We start from the raw sequence: 23,460 nt of genomic DNA, 5'->3' as shown, positions 1-23,460 counted from the left end.
CGTCGACTGCGGCGTGGTGCCGGCAGGACCCCCCCCGGGGAAAGCCTCGTTCCAAGCAACGGCGGCCGCCGCCCCGCAGCGGTGAACCTGACGGGAATCGTCCCCCGCAGCCACCGCAACTCCGCTAAAGAAGGGAGGACGACCAGCGGCTGCCCGATGCGATGCGGCGAGCGGCCGACCTGACGCAGGCCCGCCTTGCCCCTACGCCACCGCCTCCACCGAATCGTCGATGTGCTTGAGCTGGGTACGGGCGTCGACGCGGTCCGCACCGGACAGCATCGCCCAGTACCCGTCGGCCCAGACGGCATGTGCGGCCTGACGCTCGGCCTCCTCCAGCCGACCGGACTCAGCGAGCTGCTCCTCGCTCAGGCCTTGCCTGGCCGCCCCCAGACCCCCGTTCCACGCGGGCAACGAGGCCAGGTGGTCGCGGCGTTCGGCCTGCACAGCCGCCAGCGCCCGCTGCACTTCGATCAGATGGCCGGGGAACTCGAACGCCTTCTGCTCGCCCACGGCAGGAAATCGTACGCACGACCACGCCGACCGCCCGCTGCGCCCCATCCGTGCCTTGATGACTCCCTCCAACGGGCGTCCAGGTACCTTGATTGGCCCGCCCGGAGATGCGGGCAGGGCCATCAAGATTTCGGCGTCAGTGCTGGTCGAGCCTGGTATCGGTCAGCTCCCACCAAGGCACGGGGCCGTTGTCGACCGCTTATTTGGACTGGTCTGCCGCCACGGAAGCTCGGTTGTGTGTGTGGTCAGTAGTTCGGGTGAGCCACCGCGTGGGATCCTCAATCTCGTGAGCACGGGGGAGGAGGTCCACATCCGCCCAGATCCGGTTGACCAGGTCCGTGCCGCCGTGCGCCAGCACCTGGCGCACGAATTCCTCAGCGCCGTCTCGAAGACGCTGCAGTCTTCGGAAACCGGGCAGCGGTCCCGACAACCGGTCGACCATCGCCAAACGCAGCGATCCCCGAGGATCCTCCGGGAACCTGTCGGCCACGGGTTCGCCGTACATCGCCGACATCACCTCTCGGCTGCACCAGCGTGCATGCCCCTCCTTCAGGGCCGCCGACTGCGGCGCTGTCTCGCCTCGGCGGTCCGCGCTGTTGCGTGTGAGGATCGCCGAGAGGTACTCGATGGGATGCGCCGGGGCAGCGATGTGCTGTGCCGCGTGTGCGAGCTCGTGCGCGATCGTGAGTCGAAGGCTCCGAGCTGGCGGGCCGGGGTAGGACATGAAGGACGGGATCAGGAAGATCTCCGGGTGGCCGTCGTCGGCTGGCATCACCGATGCGCCGGGCCTGCACAGGAGCAGCCGGTGCGTGCTCGTCATCGGCCCCATGGCGGACGATCGGTTGAACCTGGCCTTGACTCTTGCTCGGCGGCGGGGGTCTTCGATCGCGTCCAGCACGCCGCTGGCCAGGATCCTCTCGGAGAGCCTACGAGCATGCTGCTCGAAGGCCAGCGCGAAGCCGTCTGTCGTCGTGAGGCGAACACGGATCGTGGAGCCGAGCCGTAGCCCGGTTGTCTCCTCAACCAGGTCAATTGTCTCGCCGACCGCTGACCGGGCGTCATCCGCCAGACGATTCCAGCGCTTCCCCGCCTCCTGGTACACAACGACGTCCTCCACGACGATCCTTCCCTGAACTGCGGCCTGCCAGGTCCGCGAAATCAACACCATACGATCAGGTCCCCACGTCGCCGGCCTGCGGTAGGTCCCGCTCAGACCGGCATCGTGCAGACGGAGGGGCGAACGTTCGAAGACGCCCGCTCCGGCCTCCGCTTAAAGCTCGGCAAGGCCTTGGATCTGGCGGGCCAGTGGTGCCGGGAGATCGGCGTCTGCCAGCAAGGTCAGGCCCATCTGGCCTGCGGACAGGTGTGAGTCGACAGCCACGAACCTCAGAGCGGGGTCGGCCTTATGCAGGTTGGGGATGGCCGCTGCGAAGGCTTGGCCTACGGTGACGATCAGGGTGCAGTGCTGGGCGGCGAGGCCGGCGAGGTAGGGGGCGGCCTTGTCGGGCGTGTCAGCGGGGACGACCAACTGCTGGACGTTGATGGCCTTGCCCTCGGCGGCCTCGCGCATCGTTGTCCAGGTCGAGTCCGCCGCGGTCTTGGTCGTGGTGCTGTTGTCTGCGGCGAGGCAGGCGCTGGGGCGGCCGGAGTAGTTGGCGGCGGTCACCATCGGTGGTGCAGAAGTCCTGGTGGCCGGCCACCAGATGATGGCAGCTGCGGTAGCACAGGCGAGAAGGACAAGGGTGGCGATCGCCGTACGCGCACGCGGGACCCTCGGGGGGCTGGGCTTCACGGGTTTCGGTGTCCCTTCGGGGTCTTTCGGGTGGACTGGTGGGGCGTTCCACTCGACGGTTTCTTGGCGGGGCGCGGCCGCGTCGATGCCGGTGTCACTGCCGGCGACGCGGGCTTTCGGCGCCGAAGCCAGAAGCGGGCAAGCATCGCGGTAGCGAGGATGGCGGCTGCCGCGCAGCCGATCCAGACGAACAGGGCTGGGGAGCTGGAGTCTTGGGATTCGGTCCTTGGGGCATGGAGGAGCGGGTTGGCGGGGTCGGTGCTCGGCGGGGTTGTGTCGGTGAGTGCGGCCAGGGGGTTGACGATGCCGTAGCCGAGGTGGGCATCGGGGACCTGATGGTGCTGGGACGCGGTGTCGATCAGGCGGTGGATGGTCTGACTGGCCGTCATGGCTGGGGAGTGCGCTCGGATGAGTGCGGCCGCCGCGGAGACGTAGGCGGCTGCGTAGCTGGTGCCATCGGCGTTGACGTAGGCGTTCTGGTCGTTGGTGGAGTAGATCTGCGCCGCAGGGGCGGCCAGGACGACACCGGTACCCGACTCGCTCGGTGCCCAGAAACCGCCGCTCCGATCGATGCCGGAGACTGACACCACACCGGGGAACGCGGCTGGGTACTGAGGGGGGTTCCCTTTGTCTCCTTGGTTTCCGGCGGCGGCGACGACGACCACGTCATGCCGGAGGGCATAGTCAACGGCCTGGCGGAGCAGCGGATCGGGCTGTGGGGTGCCGCTGGAGATGTTGACTACCTTGGCGCCGTGGTCGACGGCCCAGGTCAGCCCCTGAGCGAGAAGTGAGGGGGAAATCGCGGTACCGGCGGCGACTCTGACTGGAAGGATCCTGGCGGCGGGTGCCAGACCCATTATCCCTGAGACATGGTCAGGGCCGCCAGAGCCGGCGATGATCCCGGCGATTGCTGTGCCGTGGGAGTCGGAAGAACTGTCGGTGCGACCATCGCCTTGGTCGCCCAGGAGGCTTGTGCCCTCGGTGACCTGGCCGGTCAGATCAGGGTGAGAGGCGGCCACGCCGGTGTCGAGGACCGCCACGGTCACTCCGGCGCCTCTGCTGACCGACCAGATCCGTTCGGCGTCGAAGTGGGCGGAGTCCAGGGGCCATTCGGCGGAACGTATGGATTCGGCCTGGGCGGCCCCGGATATTTGGACTGTCATGGACGCGACAATGAGCGCGATGGTCGACGTCCAGGCAATGCGTGTGCGTCTTTGGTGGATGCGCATCGATGGCTCGACTCTCTGTGCTCAATGGCGAAAAGGAGGTGCTGCAGCGGCGGCGCACGGGCGATCTGACATGGGTGATCGCGATGGTACCGGCACGAGCTGGGACGTCCATGGGCAGCCCTGAAATACCATCAAATACCCAATGCTTATATAAGAATATGTAAAAATTGGGAGCCCTATATCAAGCTATTTGACGATTGATTAGGACAATCTAGGCTTGGATGCCGGGTGGTGGCGCTGTACAGATCCGATCGCCGCTGGATAGAACGATCGCTTGTCGATCACCACAGGGGTGGTGTGACTACTCTGTGGGGAGACGGCAGTGCGCCGCGCTTGGTTTCATGTGACGTCATTCGCATCTTCCGCCGCTCGTGCGAAAGGAATGAACGCCCACTCCGCTGGCCAAGGCACCCGGCTGACCGTCCTCCTGACCGCTCTGGCAGTCCTGGTAGCGCCCGGAGCCGGGGACGCGATGGCCTTCGCGGCCGCCCACACCCCACCCAACCTGAGCACGCCACTCACGCCGAGGCAGTTGAGCGGTTCAGCTGACGGACACTCGGGATCCGTTGCTTCGGCGGCGACTGAGACGAAGGACAAACCGCACCAAGGGCAACCGCACATACCGGGAGACGGCGAGCTACCGCCCGCGCAGGACGTCCACGACCTTGGCACCGGGCACCCGTCGACGGGCACCCAGCAAGAGGTGCCAGGTAAGCGAGTGCAGCCTCCCTCCACACTCCAGCCATCCCAACGTGCAGCGAAGACAGCCGGTGAACCGGATGCGGGATCTACCGAGATCCAGTCGCAGCGCACGGCCACGACCTCGGTGTTCGCCAACACCGACGGCACCAAGACAGTGCGCGTCTACTCCCGCCCTGTCCACTTCAAGAAGTCGGACGGTTCCTGGGCTGACATCGACACCACGCTGGTGCAGGGGGCGGATGGCCAATGGCAGGAGAAGGCCAACAACGCCGGCCCCACCTTTGCTCCGAAGTCCGACGCAGCCGCGCTGACCACCTGGCAGCTCGACGCCAGCCACAAGATCTCCTACTCCCTGCAAGACGTCCGACCGGTCGCCGCTCATGTCACGCAGGACAAGGTCACCTACCCGCTGGCAGCGCCGTCCGCCGACGTCGTTTACAACGCCCTGGCCAACGGTGTGAAGGAGTCCTTGGTCCTTCACGATGCCACCGCGCCAAGCAGCTGGATATTCCCGCTCGATCTCACCGGTCTGGAAGCCTCCGTCGGGCAGCACGGCGAGGTCCGCTTCACAGACCAAGCCGGGGCACTGCGACTTACCATCCCCGCAGGCTTCATGGAAGACTCCGCCAAAAACCCCGTATCCGGAGACGGAGCGATCTCGGGCGGCGTGCAGTACCGGCTCATCGAAGTCGGCGGCAAGCAGGCCCTCCGCATGGACCTTGACACCACGTGGCTGCACGACAAGACACGCGTGTTCCCGGTGACGGTCGACCCCACCACGTCCGCCAACGTCAACGTAGGCCAGTCCACCTACGTGATGACCGGAGTCACCGCGAACTTCTCCTCCGACACGGTCCTCAAGGCCGGTACCTACAACGGGGGCGGCCAGGTCGCCAACACCTACCTGTACTTCCCCGACGTCGCCAACCAGGTCGGTCGCAACTACGTCGTCGCTGCCTCCGTACACCTGGCCACCATTCACTCCTTCAAGTGCGACGCAAGGCCGGTCTACGTCAGCCAGATCGACAGCTCATGGGGCCCCGGGTCCATCTCCACCTTCCCCGGCCTGTCAATCGGCCAGCAGCTCGGCCAAGCCTCCTTCTACGCGGGCGACACCTGCCCCAACGGCATCCAGATGGAAGAGATCCCGATCGGCCGGAATCCGACCGACCCCGGATCCCAGCTGGTGAACAGCTGGTCCAACGGCGGCGACAACCATGGCCTGGCCGTCACCACCAGCAGCAGCGACTCCAACTCCTGGAAGGTGTTCGACAGCGTCAACACCAACTACCCGCCCTACCTCTCGGTCACCTACAGCGACTGGGCCGCCGACTACTCCACCAGCGGCTCCTACACGCCTCCGACCGCTACAGCCTCCGGAACTCAACAGGTCACCCTGACCAACCTGGCGGCGAACTGGTGGAACTCCACCAGCATGCAGATCAAGCCCCGCTTCTTCGACGCCAATTGGAACGAGCAGTCCATCGGCAACGACCCGCTCACCGGAGTCCCCGGCACGGTCAAAACCGGGGAGCAGGTGACCGTCAACGGTGTCATCCCGCCTCTCCCCCTCGGCCAGACGTACCAGATGTGCTGGGACGGCTACGTGAACGGCACCACGTCACTGCACGACTCCTACAACGTGCCGTACCGCAACTGCACCTGGGTCAGCGCCCAGAACATCCCACCGCAGATCGACAGCGTCGAACCACTCGGTAACACCGTCGTCGGCACCCTCTCCCCGCAGCTCTACGCCACCGGGCACGACCCCGACAATTACCCCGGCACCGGCCTGCAGTACCAGTTCCAGATCAAAGACGGCACCACCGTCCTCGCGGACTCCGGCTGGGTCGCCAACCAGTCCTGGTCGGTACCCACCGGCGTCCTTGCCTGGAACAAGGCCTACACCTGGACCGTGCGCCTATTTGACGGCCTAGCCTCAAGCCCTTGGGCCAACGACATCCCGCTGCGCACTGCGGTCCAGCAGCCGCTGGTGACCTCGCGCCTTGGCGGTGCGGTGGGCAATGGCACCACGCGGAACTTCGACGCGCAGGTCGGCAACTACACCACTGAGGCAACCGACGCCATGGTCAGGGCGATCGGGCCGAAGCTGGGCGTGGATCGGACCTACAACTCCCTCGACCCGCGCACCTCGACTCTCTTCGGGTCCGGCTGGTCGTCCCCCTACGACATGAGCGTGGTGCCGGACGGCGACAGCACCGGCTCCGTTGTCCTGACCACGGCCAGTGGTCGTGCCGAGCGCTTTGGCCGCAATGACTTCCAGCTCACCCAGCTGACCGGGATCGGCGACCAGACCGGTGACGGCGTCGACGACGCCGTGGCGGTGGACTCCAGCACCGGTCAGCTGTGGCTCTACCCGGGGCCCGACTTCTCCGCGGCCAACCGAAGGCTCGTTGGCAGTGGGGGCTGGAACAGTATGTCCCAGCTCACCGGCGCAGATGTGACGGGCGACGGCATCGGGGACCTGGTTGCCGTCCAGCCCTCCGACGGCACGCTGTGGCTCTACCCCGGCGTCGCCGGTGGCGGTTTCCTGCCGCGCGTGCAGATCGGCAGCGGCGGCTGGAACGGCATGAGCGGCCTCACGGTCACCCCTGCCTTGGTGGCAGGTGGATCCAAGGCGCTGGTCGCCACCGAGGTCAGCACCGGTTACCTGTTCGCCTACCCGTTCAACAGCGACGGCAGCCTCGGTAGCCGGGTGCAGATCGGTACCGGCGGCTGGAACGGCATGAGCAACCTGATAGGTGGTGACTTCAACCACGACGGGAAGGGAGACGTCGTAGCGGTCGAGAACGGCACGGGCAAGCTGTGGCTGTACCCGGGCGGGGGGAGCTCCGCCCTGGGTACCTCCACCCTGGGGGATCGGGTCCAGATCGGCACGGGCTGGAACACCATGCGCAACCTCGCAGCGGTCGGCGGCATATCCGGTGACACCGGAACCGACCTGATCGCGGTGGACAAGGCCACCGGTGTGCAGTACCTGTACCACTCGGCCGGACAGTGGTCCGGGCCGACCCGGACGACCACCGCCATGCCGCTGTACACCTCCGCAGCGGGCGAGTTCGAGACGCTGGCCGCCGCGGCGAACGGTGGCGGCTGGGTCCTGGCCGACAAGGCAGCCAACGTCTACACCTTCAACCAGCAAGCCGGCCAGGCTTATCTGCTCTCGAAGATCACCGACCGGGAGCATCACAGCCAGATTTTGCACTACACCGGCGGAAAGCTGGACACGGTCACCGACCAAGCCTCCAACCGCGTACTGCACTTCACCTGGACCTCCGACAGCCACCATGTCGCATCGGTGTCCACGGACCCGGCGACGGGCTCAGACACCAGCACCGCACAGACCTGGACCTACACCTACAACTCGTTCAACTCGGACCAGCTGGCCAAGGTGTGCTCCCCGCCGATGGGGACCGACACCACCACCAGGCCGTGCACCGCGTACACCTACGCCTCCGGATCCCACCTGCGCTCCACCGTCCTGGACGCCGACCCCTCGTCGTACTGGCGACTGGGGGAGTCCACCGGGACGACGACTGCTGCCAGTGAGGTGATCGCCAACCAAGGCACGGACAAGGCGACTTACAGCGGCATAGGCCTTGGAACAGCAGCCGGACCGCTGATGGGATCGGCGACCACCACCGCTACCTTCGACGGCACCACCTCCGTCGTCACCCTCCCCAACGCATCCCTGCGCAACAGCTATCTGGCCATCGGACTGTGGTTCAAGACCACCGCGCCCGGCGTCCTGGTCGGCTACCAGAACAGCGCCCTGTCGGGCGCGCCCTCGCACTCCTCCGCCCCGCTCTACATCGGCAGCGACGGCAAGCTGCGCGGCGAGTTCTCCGGTCCGGCGATCGGCATCAACCCCATCACGAGCACCACAAGCGTGACCGACGGCGCCTGGCACTTCGCCGTCCTCTCCGGCGCCGGCGACAACCAGACCCTGTACCTGGACGGCGCCGCAGTAGGCACTCTCAGCGGTGCGATCGACCACCAGGACAACGACTTCACCTACCTGGGCGCCGGCTACACCCGGGGCAGCACATGGCCCGCCGCCCCGGCCGCCGCCGCCGACGGCAACAACCACTTCTCGGGCCAGCTGGCCGAGGCGGCCTTCTACCAGCACGCGCTCGGCGCCCCCGCAGTGGCCTCGCAGTGGACCGCCGCAACGACCCCGTCCTCCGAACTCACCGCGGTGACACTGCCCTCCGGCAAGTCCAAGCTCGCCGTCACCTACGACACGGTCAAGGACCGCGCCTCACAGGTCACCGACGCCAACGGCGGCACGTGGAACCTCAATGCGCCCTCGGTGTCCGGGTCGGAGCAGGAGTACCGCAGCGCAGTGCTGGGCTCCCGCCCGGCCGGCTACTGGCGCCTGTCCGAGAGCGCTGCAAGCCAGGCCGCCAACACGGTCGCCGTACCCCGGCCGACCCCGAACAACGGCAGCTACTCCAACGTCACCCTCGGCGGCAGCGGACCGATGACCGGTTCGAATGGTGCGGCCGGCTTCGACGGCGCGACCTCGTGGGCCGAGATACCCGCGGCGTTCGCCCCCTCCGCCGGCCCTGGCGCGATCGGCGTGTGGTTCAAGACCTCCTCGCCCGGCGTCCTGGTCTCTTACCAGTCCTTCCCCATCGGCGTGCCCGCCGCGACGGGGCTGGATTGGAACCCGGCCCTGTACATCGGCACTGACGGGATGCTCCACGGTGAGCTGTGGGCCGGTACCTCGGGCAAGAGTCTGGTGTCGACCACCACGGTGACCGACAACAAGTGGCACTTCGCCGCACTGTCCGCCGAGACCCCCAGCAGCCAGAGCCTCTACCTCGACGGCCAGCTGGCCGCCGGACCGCTCAACGCCGCTATCCACCCCAACGGACGGGCCCACGTCTACATCGGCGCCGGAGCAGCCACCGGCTGGGCAGCCGCGCCCACCGACATAGCCGGGCACTTCAACGGCCAGATCGCCGACGTGGCCACCTTCAACCACGGCATCGGCAACAAGGTCGCCGACCTCTACAAGCAGGGAACCACCAACGGCGCTCACATCTACGACGTCGCCGTCGTAGATGCCCAGCCCACCGGCTACTGGCGGCTGAACGACGCCGTGGGCAACCAGGCGAACGAACTCCTATCCTCCGTTGCCCTCTCCCAGAACCAGGGCACCTACAGCAACGTCACCCTCGGCGCCGCCGGCCCGTACGCGAGTGGCGGCAGCACCGCCGCGTCCTTCGACGGCACCACCTCGCAGGTCCAACTGCCGGCGACCGCCGTCCCCGTCACTGGAGGCACGGCCAGCGTCGAGGTGTGGTTCAAGACCGCCGGCCCCGGCGTGATCTACGGCTACCAGTCCTTCCCTCTTGGAGCCGCCCACACCGGTGCGGACTGGTGGAACCCGGCCCTGTACGTCGGCACCGACGGCATGCTGCACGGCCAGCTGTGGAACGGCAGCGGCGCCAACACTGCCGTATCCGCCAAGGCAGTCAACGACAACACCTGGCACATGGCCACACTCGTTGCCTCAGGCTCGGGCAGCAGCATGTCCCAGCAGCTCTACATCGACGGCCAGCCCAGCGGCACCCCGGTGACCGGCCTGACCCGCTACTGCGGAGATGCCTACGCCTACCTCGGCGCCGGCACCGACAACGGATCGCCCAAGGCCCCCACCGACATCAGCGGCCACTTCAACGGGCAGATCGCCGACTTCTCCTACTACCCGTACGCGATGGCGGCCAGCACCGTCGCCAGCCACTACACCGCCGCCACCGCCCCGGCCGGCGAAGCCGTGTCGCAGTCCGCCAACTACCGGGCCGCCGTCACCCTGACGACCCCCTCCGCCTACTGGCGCCTGGACGAGGCGGCCGGTGCCACCACCGCACAGGACGAACTCGGCACCGCCCTGCCCAACCAGGAACACGGCACCTACACCAACACCACCCTCGGCACAACCGGCCCCTCCGGCAGCGCGGACGGCACCGCCGTCACCTTCAACGGCACCACTTCCTCCGTACAACTCCCCGCCACAGCCGCCGCAGTGGCGGGCCCGAACACCATCGAGCTGTGGTTCAAGACCACCACGTCCGGCACCCTCTACGGCTACCAGTCCTTCCCCCTCGGTGCCGCCCACACCAACAGCGACTTCTGGAACCCGGCCCTGTACGTCGGAAGCGACGGCAAGCTGTATGGCGATCTGTGGACAGGCGACGCTTCGACCACACTGAACTCCTCACAGACCGTCAACGACGGCAACTGGCACCACGCCGTCCTCGCCGATGACGACAGCGGCCAGACCCTCTACCTCGACGGTGCCCAAGCCGCGACCAGCAACACCGCCCGCCAGGTCTACTACAACGGCTCCGCCTACGTGTACGTCGGTGCCGGCACAGCCGACGGCGGCTGGCCCAACCACCCCACCAGCACCGACGGACACTTCAACGGCTCCATCGCCGAAGTCGCCTCCTACAAGACCCGCCTGACCGCAGACGCCGTCAGCGCCCACTACAAGGCCATGGGCAGCGCCACCTCGCCCACCAAGATCACGTACGCGTCCGTGACCGCCTCAGGCGGTTACGTCACCAGCTGGCGCTGGGACACCCGTACCGGACAGCTCACCACCGCCGTCGACCTCGCCGGCGAGACCACCCGATACACCTACGACACGCACGGCTACCTCTACAGCGTCACCGACGCCAACGGGCACACCATCACGACCGGGCACGACGACCGCGGCAACACCGTCTCCACCACCACCTGCACCACCGCGGCCGACTGCCACACCGCCTACGCCGGCTACTACCTCGATACCGTCAACCCGTTCAACCCGCAGAACGACCACCTGCTGACCTCCAGCGACGCCCGCTCCAGGGACGACCAGGACAGCACCTACACCACCAGCTATACCTACAACGCGGCAGGCGACCTGATCACCACCCATCTGCCCGCCACCCCTGACTTCCCCAACGGACGCTCCAGCAGCACCACCTACACCACCGGAACCGAGACCGCCGTCGGATCAAGCGGCCTCCAACCCGCCGCCCTCCCCTCGACCAGCACCGGACTGGGCGGCCAGGTCACCCACTACGACTACGACCAGGCGGGCAACCTCACCAGAACGACAAGCCCCTCCGGCCTGGTCACCACCTACACGTACGACAACCTCGGCCGCAATCTGACCCAGACCGGCAACTGCGCGGACTGCGGCACCGGACCGACCACCACTGCCTACACCTGGGACGGCCAGGGCAACCTGCTCACCCAGACCGACCCCAGCAGCACCGACGCGGTCACCGGCACAGTCCACACCCGCCAGACCCGTATCGCCTACGACACCGACGGCAACCAGACCAGCCAAACCATCGCCGACACGACCGGTGGCGATGCCTCCCGCACCATCACCTGGACCTACAACACCACCAACAACCTCGTCGCCAAGACCACCGACCCGGCCGGGCAGAGCATCTCCTACACCTACGACCCGTTCGGCAACGTCACCGCCAAGACCGACGCCGCCGGCACCAAGTGGTTCTACAACTGGGACGGCGTCGGCAGGCCACTGCGAACCGCCATCAGCAACTACACCGGCAGTCCCACCGCCCCGGTCACCTCGCGATTCCAACTCCTCGAATCCCGCGCCTACGATCCCGCGGGCCGCCTGGCGACCGTCACCGACGCGATGGGCCGCACCACCCACACCTACTACAACGACGACAACTCCGTTGCCGAGGTCGACCTCGACGGCTACCACAACACCGACGGCAGCCAGCGCAACATCGTCGAGCAGAAGAACACCTACGACGCCGCAGGCCATCTCACCCAGCAGGTCACCGGAGGCGGCAAGACCACCGTCACCTCCGCCTACGACGCCGCAGGCCGCCTCACCAGCGGCACTCTCGACCCGGCAGGACTGAACCGCACCACCTCCTACACCTACGACGCCAGCGGCAACACACTCTCCAGTGTCCTTACTGATGGCAAGGACACCCGCGAAACGGACTACACCTACAACCCCTTGGGCCAGGTCCTCACTCAGACCATGAAGAACCAGGGCGCCGACACGGTCGTCAAGAACACCTACGACCAGCGGGGCCTGCCCCTTACCACCATCAGCCCGCTTGGCAACGTCGCTGGTGCCGACCCCACCGCGTACACCACCACGTTCACCCACGACGCCCTGGGCCGACTGACTGTCACCACCAGCCCCCCGGCGGCCAGCACCGTCTTCAACACCTCGACCGGCACCGCCACCACTCTCCCGCAGAGCCGGGCCATCGCCCGTACTGGCTACGGCATCTTCGACAACCCGATATCCAGCCAGGACCCGAACGGCAACATCACCACCTTCACCCGCACCTACGACAGCACCGGCCAGCACGACTCCACCTCCCAGAACACCTACACACCGCCCGGCCAGAGCTCATCCATCACCCCGGTCACCCAGATCGACTACGACCCGCTCGGCCAGGTCAAGACCGCACACGACGCCAAGGGTCAGATCACCACCAACACCTACGACCAGCTCGGCAACCTGGTCGAAACTGACCTGCCACCGATCGGCGGCGCCGCCCGCAAGATTCTGAGCACCTACGACCTCGACGGTGAACTGCTGTCCGTCATCAGCCCCACAGGCGCGCAGACCCAGTCGACCTACGACGATCTCGGACGCCCCGCCACCCTCTCCCAGCTGGTCCGCCACCCCGCACAGAACACGGACGTCTTCACCACCAACTACGCCTACGACGACGCAGGCAACAAGATCAGCTCCACCAGCCCCACCGGCGCCGTCAACAAGGTGACCTACAACGCCGCAGGCGAGCAGACCAGTGTCACCAACCCGCTGACCTTCACCACCACCACCACTTACAACCTCGCCGGGCAGCCAATCCGAACTGCCCTCCCTGGCAACAAGCCGGGGGACACCGGCCCCTCCAACACCATCACCTACGACGCCGCCGGCCACGTGACAGGCACCACCAAGCTGTCGAGCACCGGCACCACCCTGGCCAGCACCAGCACCACCTACGACGTCGCTGGTAACCCGATCACCGCCACCGACGCCGACGGCAACACCACCACCACGACCTACGACGCACTCGGCCGACCGCTCACCCACACCGAACCCGTGGCCACCGGCAAGACCATCACGACGGCCTTCGCCTACGACCCGGCCGGACACCGCACCGCCTACACCGACGGCAACACCAACACCACCTACTACACCTTCAACAGCCTGGGTCTGCCCGAATCCACCATCGAACCAGCCACCCCCGCCTACCCGAACCTGGCCGACCGAGTCTTCATCACCAGCTACAACATCCTCGGCACGCCCGTCACCATGGCCGAGCCCGGCGGCGTCACCATCAGCACCACCTATGACGAAGGCGGACGCCTCACCCAACAAACCGGGACCGGCGGAGAAGCCCCAACCCCAAGCCGCACCTTCGGCTACGACCTCGCCGGAAACCTCACCAGCCTCTCCACCCCGACCGGCGCCCAGACCTACACCTACGACGATCGCAACCAGATCATCAGCGCCAACGGCCAAGCCGGCAACGCGACCTACGGCTACAACCCGGATGGCCAACTGGCCACCCAGACCAACGAAGCCGGAACCACCACGTTCACCTACGATCCCGCCGGACAGCTCAAACTCCTCACCGACCCTCAGACCGGCAGCACCCTCACCTACGGCTTCACCCCCCGAGGCCAGGTCAGCACCGTCCAGTACGGCAACGGCGACACCCGCACCCTCACCTACGACGACCTGGACAACGTCACCAACGACGCACTCACCACCACCACAGGCGCCACGGTCTCCTCCCTCGCCTACACCTACTACCCGTCAGGCCGCCTGAAGACCAAGACCACCAACGGCCTCGCCGGATCCGCCACCCACACCTACACCTACGACCAGACCGGCCGCCTCTCCACCTGGAACAACGGCACCGCCACCACCGCCTACGGCTACGACCCCAACGGCAACCTCACCACCAACGGCAACACCACCGCCACCTACAACCAGCGCAACCAGATCACCAGCCAAAGCACCGGCACCACCTACACCTACACCGCCCGCGGCACCCAGTCCGCCAGCACCACCGGCAGCACCACCACCAACGCCACCTACAACGCCTACGACGAACTCACCAGCCAAGCCGGCCAGACCTACACCTACGACGCCCTCGGCCGCCTCAACCAAGCCCCCGGCCACACCTTCACCTACGACGCCACCACCAACTCCCTCACCTCCGACGGCACCGAGAAATACACCCGAGACCCCGGCGGCAACCTCACCGCCATTGGCAACGGCACCACAGGAAACCTCGCCTACACCGACCTCCACGGCGATCTCATCGCCACCTTCACCCCCACCAGCACCGCCCCCAACAGCTCCACCGCCTACGACCCCTGGGGCAAGCCCACCGCCACCACCGGCACCACCCACAACCTCGGCTACCAAGGCGGTTGGACTGACAGCACCACCGGCCAGGTCAGCACCGCCAGCCGCTGGTACAACCCCGGGACCGCAAACTTCACCAGCCGCGACACCGCGAACCTCGCCCCCGACAGCTCCGTAACAGCCAACCGCTACGCCTACGCCAGCGATGACCCGCTCAGCTACGCCGACCCCAGCGGACACAGCAGCTGCTGGACCGTGCCGCCCGTCCACTTCCGCGGCAGTGGTGGCGGCAGCAACGACGACGATGACGACTCGGGCTACGACGACTCCCCGACACCCGTGCACACAAGTACGCCTTCCTGGAAGGCGGACGACTACGCTCGGGCTGCTCGAGCCTGGCTGAACCCCAACCGCTACAACGTCCAGTCCTACCTGGCCAGCGAACGACTTCGGCTCTCGACGTACGACCCATACACCTCACCGTGGTCGTTGAGCAGTCAGTATGACGCTTACGCCGACATGGGAGGGCTCGCCTTCGGAGCGGGATATGCCTTTGGTGGCTGGCTGGGCGGACTGAGCTTGCCCGAACTGGGCGTTGGACTAGCAGCCCTCGCTAGTAGCCACAGTAGCTGCGACACGCAACGCCCCGTAGAACCGCCACCACCGCCGCGCCGGGTCAACCAGACCACCGTCAAGCCCGGCACGACCGACGCGCGAAGCGACGGCGGCTCCGTCACCCCGGGAGCCAACTCAGGGCCCGAAAACGGCCAGACTCAGGCTGGGACCGCGACCGTGACCCCCGGAACGGCCTTCACGGTCCAGGGCCTTCCTCTCACTGGCCCGGACCCTGGCCGACCGGTGGGCGGTGGTACACAGGACGATGAAGGTGACTGCCGCAGCGCCTTCGGTGGCGGATGGCGCCAATACTCGCCGGTCGACGTCGCCAACGGCAGCCGTGCCACCGGTGTGGAGGCATGTCTAACCAAGGCGTTCATCGAGGCCAACAAGGGCACCGGTACCAAGGTTTCCGGCAGCAATGCGGTGACACCGCCCGCTTATGCGTGGGCGGCGGGCTACGCGTATGAGCTCGGAAACGGGCCAGCCAGGCTGTGGCGCAACGCCTGTCACCTGCTGGCCAGTTCGCTCGGCGGCGAAGGGACAATCTACGAGAATCTCGCTACGTGCTCCCGTACGGCGAATTCCACTCGTATGGATTTGAGGGGACCAGAGCACCACACCAAGAATATGGCCGGCTACGAGAAGGACGTCCGAGATGCTCTGAAAAACGACAACGTGGTCGTTCACTACCGGGTGACTCCGGACTATGACGGAAGCAGGGTAGTCCCGACTGATTTCCACATGCAGGCCACCGAGTACACCCCGGGCGTGGGTACTGTGACTCTCTTCGATGACTACGTACCCAATGACATGTACAGCCTTAAAGGCGGGGGATGGCGCAACATGGGTAAAGACGCGCCGACAGAATGGGAGCCATAGAGTGAACGTCAAGCAGCCCCACGTGCGAAATGTCATGGATGACATCAGGAAGTTTCTGACGTGCATCGGACCGACCTACGGAGACAGCCTCGATTGGAATGCGGTCAAAGCGGTGTACGGCAGGTCCTTCCCAGCCGACTATCAGGCCTTTGTGACGGCGTTCGGCAGTGGCTCGATCGAAGAGGTAGTGGGCATCCGTATTCCCGCCAGCACTCATGAAGAGTTGTACGAGAACAAGGTGTCGCCGCTCTCCACAGAGGCGCTCGCCGATGACACAGTGAACAGGTGGAGCGACCCTTCCCAGACGGGACGTCACCGCCTGGAGGACCTGCTCATCTGGGGGGAGACGGCTGCGGCCGACACGCTTTGCTGGATCGCCACAGATCCGGCTGCGGATCAGTGGCCGGTCGCCGTGTACTCGCGCAGCACGCTCGCCTGGTCGGTGTATCCCGGTGGGATGGCCGAGTTCCTGCTCAGGCTGCTCCGTGACGAGTTCGAGGAGTGGCCGATCAGCGACGATTCTCTTCGGGACATTTCCCGACCGCGCTTCCTGCATGACAAGGACGAGGAAGCCGCTTGGGAGCTGGGGGTCAATCCCTGGGACTGACCTGCTGAGGTTCCGGCTTGGGAGCGGCAGGGACACGTCGTTCTGACCGACCGCTATCCGCACCGGTCGTTAGGGAGACGAGGCGGTGGCCCACCAGATCGGTGGGCCACCGCCGACCGCACCCCGGCCTGCACCCGCTCTGCCCGACTGAGGGCGTGAAGGGCGTCTACCTGCGGAAATGCCTGACCGAACCCCGCTTCACCGCAGGGCGCCGGCCTGGGACCGGATCGCCGCCGTCACCGGACGCGACCCGATCCAGCTCCGGCAGATCCTGGAGACGATCGAGTGCGCCGAGTACGGCACCCCCGATCCGCCCGGCTTCCAGCTTCGGCAGTCGCCCCAGAACCTGCTCGACGGCCTGCCGCCAGAAGCGCTACCGCAAAGGCGTGACGGACTGGGAGAAGATCCTCTGCCGCGTCGGCGGCGTGACGCGCCCACCCGCAGCCGGGCCTCCGTCTTCTCCTGGGATAGCGGGGGCACGCCGCTGGTGGAACTCTGACCGGTCCGGTGAACCGTACCGGCCTCGGCGACGACTCGGCGTTCCGGCCCGGTACGTGGCTGCGCAAGCAGGTGGCGGCCCGCGCCGATGGGAAGCTGACCGGCCAGCGGAGCGCGCTCCTGGACGCGCTCCGCCAGCGTGCCGGGATTGTCACGGGCTGACCCGTCCCGCCCGCTCCTGGAGCGGTTCTTCGCGGAACTCTTCGACCGCTACGACGTCGGCATCCCACCCGGCCCGGAAACCTGACCGCTGCGCCCCGTCCTGATGCTCGCCTCCGTCAACCTTGATGCCCGCCCCGGAGCCTGGGCCGGGCATCAAGGTACGGCTCTCGGTCTGGGTCAGGGCCTGGTGCCGGTCAGTTTCCACCAGGGCATGGCCTCGGTGTCGGGGTCGTTCAGCGGCCACCAGACCTGGCCGTCGTAGCCTTCGGTCTCCAGGTCCTCCAGTCGGGCGGCGCCGGCCGGAACGGTGGCGAGCATTTTGGCGATGTGCCGGTCGTGGGCGTGGAGCTGGAGCTGGTTGACCCGGTTGAAGAAGCCGGTCTCGCCGGTGCCGGTGAGGACGAACAGCAGGCGCGGGAACCGCGTGTAGCGGCGTTCCCAGATCGGCACCCCGCCGCCCTGCGCCTCGGTGGTGCCGGGCCTCACCCCGGCTGGCAGGGGAGCGGTGGACCAGTAGCGGGCGTAGGTGTTCAGCTTCGACGCCAGGCGTTCGGCGCTCATGGTGCCGCGGTCGACCTCGACGAAGGCCCTCAGCCGCGCGGTGCCGTCCGGCTCGGTCACGCCGTAGTAGATCAGGCCGTCCGGGCGCACTGTGCCCTCGCGGCCTTCGGCGAAGCGGTGGGTGATCTCGGGGATGAAGTCGAACGGCCCGTAGAAGTCGCCCCGCTTGCGGGCGTCGGCGAGGAACGCCAGGTGGGTTCGGACGACGTCCAGCTGGTGCCACAGCGTGTACTTGAACGCCCTCTCGTCGCCGGGCAGCCGCGGGGCGGGGATGTCCGCCAGCTCGGGGAAGGCGCCGGCGATCCTCGTGCCGTGCTCGGTCAGGAACCAGCCCTTCGCCCGCCCGGACTGCGGCAGCACCAGCTCCTGGGCCAGGCCCTCCACCCGCAGCCGACGCAGGCGCGAGCGCATCTTCTCGATCCCGGCGTCCGGGGCGGCCAGCCGGCGCAGCTGCTCGGCGGTGGCGATCCGGAACTGGAACAGCGCGGCCATGACGGCCCAGGTGATCTCCACCTCCCGCGTCTCGCTGTCCGGCTCCGCCCCGGTCCTCGCCCGCTTCCTGCCCGTCGTCATCGCAGGGGCACCCCTCTCGGCTCGACGCGGAGCCCGATGCCCCACGCGGTCGCCGAACTGAACCCCGCACACCTTGGCGGATCCCTTGGCGAACAGCCCCCTCGGCCGCAACGATCACGTAACGGCCGCCACCAAGGTGAGGCCACCAACCTTGGTGGATTCCTTGATGACCTTCCCGGATTCCTTGGTGACCGGCGCCCGGAAACCTTGGTGCCCCGCGGACACCTCGATGGAGGGGCAGGACACCTTGATGCCGCCCGCCTCGGCACCTTGATGGTCCTCCCGGATTCCTTGATAGTCAGGCCGGGGCACCTTGATGCCGCCCTGGCCCGGACCATCCCGCTGCGCCCTACCGCTGCCAGGCCCCGCACAGGGGCCGCGTGTGGTCGGTGAGGGTGTGCCAGACCGACGCGCTGGTGCCGTGCTGCTCCAGGTCGTCCAGGCGGGCCACGCCGGCCTTCACGGTCATCAGCATCCGGGCGACGAGCGGGTGGCCGTCGGCGAGGGCCTGAAGGTCGCGGATCCGCTGCCGGGCGGCGCGCTCACCGGTGTCGACCAGGGTAGCGGCGGACAGGCCACGCCCTCCAGCTCCGGGAAGCGGGAGGCGATCCGCGCGCCCCGCTCGGTCAGGTACCAGGCCCGCAGCCGCCCGGCCTGCGGGAGGACGACCTCCTCGACCAGGCCCTCGTCCTTCAGCGGGCGCAGCCGTCGGCGCATCAGCTCCGGCTTGCTGTCGGGGGTGTGCAGGACGCGCAGCTGCTCGGCGGTGGTCATCCGGAACTGGTACAGCGCGGCCACGACCTGGTGGTCGATCTCGGGCGGCGTCGCCATCACGAGGCTCCTCACGATCGGATGCTCGCCGCTCCGGTGGCGGCGAGCACCGTATGGAAGCCCGCGGTTCTCACCACTCTTCTCCCCAAGACCGGCCGTATCGGTCACGATCCGACAACGGGTGTACTAACCGGTGCGTCAACCGGTGGTGAGAACCGGTGCACCAACCGGTCGGCGCCCCTCCCGCCCGCAGCTCCCGGATTCCGGTCATAATCCCAGGTCAGGGGTCGTGGTGAGTGGCCGTCAAGGCGAAACTCACTACTTCGACAACCCTCTTTTTCCCCTTCCTGTCCTTGGCTTTGTGGGTGGTGGTTGGGTGGGGCGGTGGCGGTGAGGGTTCGCTGCGCCTGCGGCGGGCCTTTTCTTCTCTCGCGTCCGGCTGGTGCCGGCCGCTCGCGGTGGGGGTGGGGCGGGCGCGGCGCGCGGGCGGCCCGGAAGGCTGCCTGGCCGCCCCGCCGGGCCCGGCTGCCGCCGTTTCGGACGCGGTGGGCGCAGGCAGGCAGCGGCGGCCTGGAGCGCTTCTCGCCGGGCCTCGGGCCCGACGGGGTCAGCGCCCCGTCGATCCGGACCACGGCGAGCCGGTCGAGCCGTTCGGCGGCTGCTCGCCGGAGGCTGTCGCGCCCCCCCTGCGCGTTTGCTGTCGCGTGGGGTGCTGTCGTGTGCTGTGAGCTGCGCAGATGGGTGCTTTCCCCCGTCTCTGGTCCGGGCGCGACAGCTCGGCGCGCCAGCCCGGTCCCCGGCCCGCCGCCCCAGTGCCGGCCTACTGCCACCGCATGCCGAGTTCGGTGAGTCGTTGCCTGCGTTCCGCGGGGATGGTGGCTTTGCGGCTTCTGCTGTTGGCGATGAACAGGCCAAGCGAGATTTCGACGATCCCGTCAGGGCGGCTGGGATTGCCCAGGACCAGGGTTTCGCGGTGCCCCCTGGGGACATCGAGGTTGCCGGTCCGTTGGTAGTACTGGGCGGCGGCGGCGAGGTTGCGCTGCTCCTTCTCCGCGTGGCTCACCTTCCCGGCCGGCTTCTGCTCGGCGGGCAGCGGCCCGATTCCGAGGACGTGCTCCAGCGCCCACTGCTGGGCGGGGCTGAGCTTGTCCCAGCCGGCCTGCTGGGCGCGGGCCCATCCGGTGAGGTCTTCGCCTTGGACGACGACGCTGCCCGGAACGGCCCCGGCCACCGTTCCGCCGTCCCGGGTGTGCCGCCAGGCCAGGGCGAAGCACCGCTGCCACTCCACGGACCAGGTGGGGCACCACGCCGGGTCGATCGCATCCAACGCCGCCTTCCGCTCGGCAGTCAGCGCCCCAGCCCAGTCCAGCCCCTGCTCGCCGGCCTCCGCCCGGCGCTCCAGGGCCTCGGTGCGCCGCTGCGCCGTGCGCAGGTTCTTCATGATGACCCCGACCGGCCGCCCGCCCCACACGGCCTCGTTCGGTGGGCAGGCGTGCCCGTGTTCGGCCGCGTACCCGGCCACCGCGGTCAGGTTGTCGGTGAATGCGGTGTCGAACGCGGACCAGATCATGCCCAGCGCGTCCAGCTCCTTGACGCGCTCCGGGTCCAGGATGTCGGCGGCCTTGTAACGGCGCTGGTCGGCCACCCACACCCCGAGCCGGTGCCCGGACGGCGCCCGGTAGGCGTACGGCACCTTCACATCCCCGAAGGCGGCCTTGTAGGCGAGCAGCTCCTCCAGACCCCGCCGGAACTCGGCCCGCTCGGGCTCCAGCACCCGGGTGCGGACAAACGCGGCGATGACGGCCGGATCGCGCTGGGTGGAGAACTGCAGCAGCTGCTCCCCGGCCTGGCCGGAGCGCCGCTCCTCCGGGTCGCCGGCGTGCCGCTGCTCCCGGGGGGGCCGGGTCTCGGACTGGGGGAGGGCCAGGCGCTCGACGGCGGCCGCGTCGTGCGAGCGCAGCGCCATCAGCAGCTTGGCCAACCCGTCGAACGCCCGGGAGGAGAGCAGCTGGTCCCCGCTCTCCCCGGCACCGAGGATGACCGGCACCACGATCGTGGCGACCTTCCCACTTCCCGGGCGCATCCGAAGCGCCCGGCCCACCGCCTGCACCAGGTCCACCATCGACCCGCGCACGTCGGCGAAGAACACGCTGTCGCAGTCGAAGGTATCGACGCCCTCACTCAAGACCTTGACCGAGGAGAGGATGTACCGCAGCAGCCGTAGCCCGTCGTCGGCGAGCAGCGAGGAGAAGTCGCCGAGTGTCTTGCGCCGCTCGGCGACGGTGTGCTCGGACTCCAGCCAGTTCGTGCCGATCAGCTCCGGGGACGGGTGCAGCGCGGGGTCCTGCTCGTTCAGCACCTTGGCCACGTCGTGCAGGCCGGTGCTGAGCGCCCGTGCCTCGGCCACCATGTGATGGAAGGACAGCACCCGGCCCAGGTCCCACTCGGCGGCGGCGGTCAGCAGAGCTGTCTGCAGGGCCGCCAGGCGGGCGCCCCGGTACTCCACCGACATCTCGTTCGCACCGCGCTGTTCCAGGCCCTGGAGGACGGGGTCGGCCACGTCGACGCAGACGATCCGGTAGGGGGCGATCACGCCGTCCGAGACTGCCTGGCCGAGGGGATAGTCATGGGCGATGGGGCCGAAGGCGGACAGGCTCTCGTCGTCCATGCTGGCGATCAGCTCGGCCGACTCGATGCCGGCCGCCGCTGCCCGCTCCCGGTCCCGCTCCTTGACGGCCCACAGCCTTGGGGTGGCCGTCATGAACAGCCTGCGGTCGCAGGGGATCCGGGTGTTGTCGAGGATCGCAGCCCACGGCTTCCCAGCCTGGCCACTGACGCGGTGTGCCTCGTCCACGACCGCGAGCGAGAACGGCTCCAGACCTGCCTGGTGCGCCTTCTCCAGGTGCCCCAGGCCCAGGCTGGCGTACGTGGCGAACACAGTCACCCGCCCCGGGCCTGCCGTCCAGCGGATCAGCTCCGCCGGGTCCGTGGTGCACGCGATCCCCGGCTGCTCGCTGCCCTTGAGCGAGCAGAGCCCCACCATCCGGCCACCGTGGCCCTCCCGCTTCCAGACCTCCACCGTCTGCTCCAGCAGCGGCAGCGAGGGCACCAGCACCAGCGTCCGCTCCGAACGGAGCCGCTCGGCGACGTGCACGGCCGTCAGCGACTTCCCCGAGCCCGTCGCCGCCCGGATCTGGCATCGCAGCCCCTCCGGCGGCAGCAGGCCCGACGCCGGAGGCGTCAGGAGTCGTACCGACGCATCGCACGCCTCTTCCTGGTTCAGGCGCAGCTTCTTCGCCATGATTCGTGTTTCCCTTTCCTGAAATTCGTGTGACACAGGCAGAGCCAGACGCAAGCCGTTTCCTATCGACTCCGATATTCAGCGAGGAAACGCGCCGGTTCCTTCCCGGCTGTCACAGCCAGGGGTTTTCCTCGGCGGCCACCGCCACCGCGGGCACGTGGACTAGGCCCTCGCCGCCGCCCTGGACGTGCTCCACCAGTACCGCCACCAGCCGCTCCGGCATCACACCCAGCTCCCGCGCCAGCGCCTCCAGGCGCCGCCCCACCGGCCCCGCCAGAGACAGACACAGCACCCGCTCCGCTGCCTCCTGCTGCTCCCGGCGGACCCGCTCCGCCCACTTCCGCTCTGCCGCAAGCAGGACCTCGCGTTCCGTGATCCAGGCCTGGGCCTGCCCGTCGAGCGCCACGTCGTAGACCGCCCACCCCTCGGCGCCAACGAGAGCGGCGATCCGCTCCCACTCGGCTGCCTCCCACATGGGGCGAAGCCCCGAGTCCTCCATGCGGCCGGCCTCCCGCTCCCAGACCTGCGCCTCCCACCGGCCGGCCTCGATCTGCTCGGGCGACTTCCCCTGAGCCCGTCGCTGCACCAGCCGCCGCGCGAAATCAGTTTGGTCAGCTTCGCTGCCTGCCACGTCTGCCTCCACGTGCTTCACTCTCGAATTCGAGAGAAATTATCGGGGCCGATACGGAGCGGCCGAACCGTACGACGACGCAACCGCCGAGAATCCCCCGGGGCCCTACCACCAGCCCAGAGCCTATCTGGCTGCTGTCTTTGATGCACAGAACGAGCGAAGCCCGTCCCTGTACCACCCCAACGAGTGACCCCACCACCTGACCACCC

13 protein-coding genes are annotated in these 23,460 nt (G+C 67.9%); 4 read left to right on the top strand and 9 right to left on the bottom strand.

Annotated features, from left to right (window positions below; all coding sequences use genetic code 11):
• Window positions 1-201: 201 nt before the first annotated feature.
• The 4 genes from ACSMTC_RS40090 to mycP all read right to left on the bottom strand — a co-directional run bounded on the left by ACSMTC_RS40090 (window position 202) and on the right by mycP (window position 3,531).
• Window positions 202-510 carry a hypothetical protein gene (locus tag ACSMTC_RS40090; protein WP_436565061.1) on the bottom strand — a complete coding sequence of 103 codons (309 nt, stop codon included), beginning with the start codon at window positions 508-510 and terminating at the stop codon, window positions 202-204.
• A 199-nt stretch (window positions 511-709) separates the two neighbouring features.
• Window positions 710-1,627: a zinc-dependent metalloprotease gene (locus ACSMTC_RS40085; protein WP_436565060.1), complete on the bottom strand. Its 918-nt coding sequence runs from the start codon at window positions 1,625-1,627 to the stop codon at window positions 710-712.
• 153 nt (window positions 1,628-1,780) lie between these two features.
• Window positions 1,781-2,179 (bottom strand): type 1 periplasmic-binding domain-containing protein, encoded by a 399-nt coding sequence (locus tag ACSMTC_RS40080; RefSeq protein ID WP_436565059.1) that lies wholly within the window; start codon window positions 2,177-2,179, stop codon window positions 1,781-1,783.
• A gap of 119 nt (window positions 2,180-2,298) precedes the next feature.
• Complete coding sequence (mycP, locus tag ACSMTC_RS40075) at window positions 2,299-3,531, bottom strand: type VII secretion-associated serine protease mycosin (RefSeq protein ID WP_436565058.1); 1,233 nt, start codon at window positions 3,529-3,531, stop codon at window positions 2,299-2,301.
• Window positions 3,532-4,357: 826 nt separating this feature from the next.
• On the opposite strand from mycP, the gene ACSMTC_RS40070 reads away from it, so the two are divergent.
• From ACSMTC_RS40070 to ACSMTC_RS40055, 4 genes are all read left to right on the top strand, one after another.
• Window positions 4,358-16,147: a LamG-like jellyroll fold domain-containing protein gene (locus tag ACSMTC_RS40070; protein ID WP_436565057.1), complete on the top strand. Its 11,790-nt coding sequence runs from the start codon at window positions 4,358-4,360 to the stop codon at window positions 16,145-16,147.
• A 1-nt stretch (window position 16,148) separates the two neighbouring features.
• Window positions 16,149-16,754 (top strand): hypothetical protein, encoded by a 606-nt coding sequence (locus tag ACSMTC_RS40065; protein ID WP_436565056.1) that lies wholly within the window; start codon window positions 16,149-16,151, stop codon window positions 16,752-16,754.
• 178 nt (window positions 16,755-16,932) lie between these two features.
• The gene (locus tag ACSMTC_RS40060; RefSeq protein WP_436565055.1) at window positions 16,933-17,253 is read left to right on the top strand and encodes a hypothetical protein; all 321 of its coding nucleotides are present in this window, start codon (window positions 16,933-16,935) and stop codon (window positions 17,251-17,253) included.
• 8 nt (window positions 17,254-17,261) lie between these two features.
• On the top strand, window positions 17,262-17,414 hold the full coding sequence (locus ACSMTC_RS40055) for a hypothetical protein (protein ID WP_436565054.1): 153 nt from the start codon (window positions 17,262-17,264) through the stop codon (window positions 17,412-17,414).
• Window positions 17,415-17,591: 177 nt separating this feature from the next.
• Here the strand turns inward: ACSMTC_RS40055 and ACSMTC_RS40050 are convergent, their stop codons facing one another.
• The 5 genes from ACSMTC_RS40050 to ACSMTC_RS40030 form a co-directional block, all read right to left on the bottom strand.
• Window positions 17,592-18,548 carry a replication-relaxation family protein gene (locus ACSMTC_RS40050; RefSeq protein ID WP_436565053.1) on the bottom strand — a complete coding sequence of 319 codons (957 nt, stop codon included), beginning with the start codon at window positions 18,546-18,548 and terminating at the stop codon, window positions 17,592-17,594.
• A gap of 349 nt (window positions 18,549-18,897) precedes the next feature.
• Window positions 18,898-19,023, bottom strand: coding sequence for a hypothetical protein (locus ACSMTC_RS40045; RefSeq protein WP_436565052.1), 126 nt, complete (start codon window positions 19,021-19,023; stop codon window positions 18,898-18,900).
• Window positions 19,017-19,379 (bottom strand): replication-relaxation family protein, encoded by a 363-nt coding sequence (locus ACSMTC_RS40040; RefSeq protein WP_436565051.1) that lies wholly within the window; start codon window positions 19,377-19,379, stop codon window positions 19,017-19,019. Before ACSMTC_RS40040 ends, ACSMTC_RS40045 begins: the two co-directional genes overlap by 7 nt.
• A 760-nt stretch (window positions 19,380-20,139) precedes the next feature.
• Complete coding sequence (locus ACSMTC_RS40035) at window positions 20,140-22,620, bottom strand: helicase associated domain-containing protein (RefSeq protein ID WP_436565050.1); 2,481 nt, start codon at window positions 22,618-22,620, stop codon at window positions 20,140-20,142.
• 112 nt (window positions 22,621-22,732) lie between these two features.
• Window positions 22,733-23,251 (bottom strand): hypothetical protein, encoded by a 519-nt coding sequence (locus ACSMTC_RS40030; RefSeq protein WP_436565049.1) that lies wholly within the window; start codon window positions 23,249-23,251, stop codon window positions 22,733-22,735.
• Window positions 23,252-23,460: the final 209 nt, after the last annotated feature.

Origin of the sequence: Kitasatospora sp. HPM-01-4, from assembly GCF_051374625.1 — a bacterium.
In the GTDB taxonomy this organism is placed as follows: Bacteria; Actinomycetota; Actinomycetes; order Streptomycetales; family Streptomycetaceae; genus Kitasatospora.
The sequence above is the reverse complement of the archived record's forward strand: the minus strand, read 5'-3'. Positions and strand labels throughout refer to the sequence as shown.

What these genes read in the sequence shown, in the direction of transcription:
- ACSMTC_RS40080 (WP_436565059.1), bottom strand. Translation starts at nt 2,179, where the DNA reads ATGGTGACCGCCGCCAACTACTCCGGCCGCCCCAGCGCCTGCCTCGCC.
- mycP (WP_436565058.1), bottom strand. Translation starts at nt 3,531, where the DNA reads ATGCGCATCCACCAAAGACGCACACGCATTGCCTGGACGTCGACCATC.
- ACSMTC_RS40060 (WP_436565055.1), top strand. Translation starts at nt 16,933, where the DNA reads ATGCCTGACCGAACCCCGCTTCACCGCAGGGCGCCGGCCTGGGACCGG.
- ACSMTC_RS40050 (WP_436565053.1), bottom strand. Translation starts at nt 18,548, where the DNA reads ATGACGACGGGCAGGAAGCGGGCGAGGACCGGGGCGGAGCCGGACAGC.
- ACSMTC_RS40045 (WP_436565052.1), bottom strand. Translation starts at nt 19,023, where the DNA reads ATGCTGATGACCGTGAAGGCCGGCGTGGCCCGCCTGGACGACCTGGAG.
- ACSMTC_RS40040 (WP_436565051.1), bottom strand. Translation starts at nt 19,379, where the DNA reads ATGGCGACGCCGCCCGAGATCGACCACCAGGTCGTGGCCGCGCTGTAC.
- ACSMTC_RS40035 (WP_436565050.1), bottom strand. Translation starts at nt 22,620, where the DNA reads ATGGCGAAGAAGCTGCGCCTGAACCAGGAAGAGGCGTGCGATGCGTCG.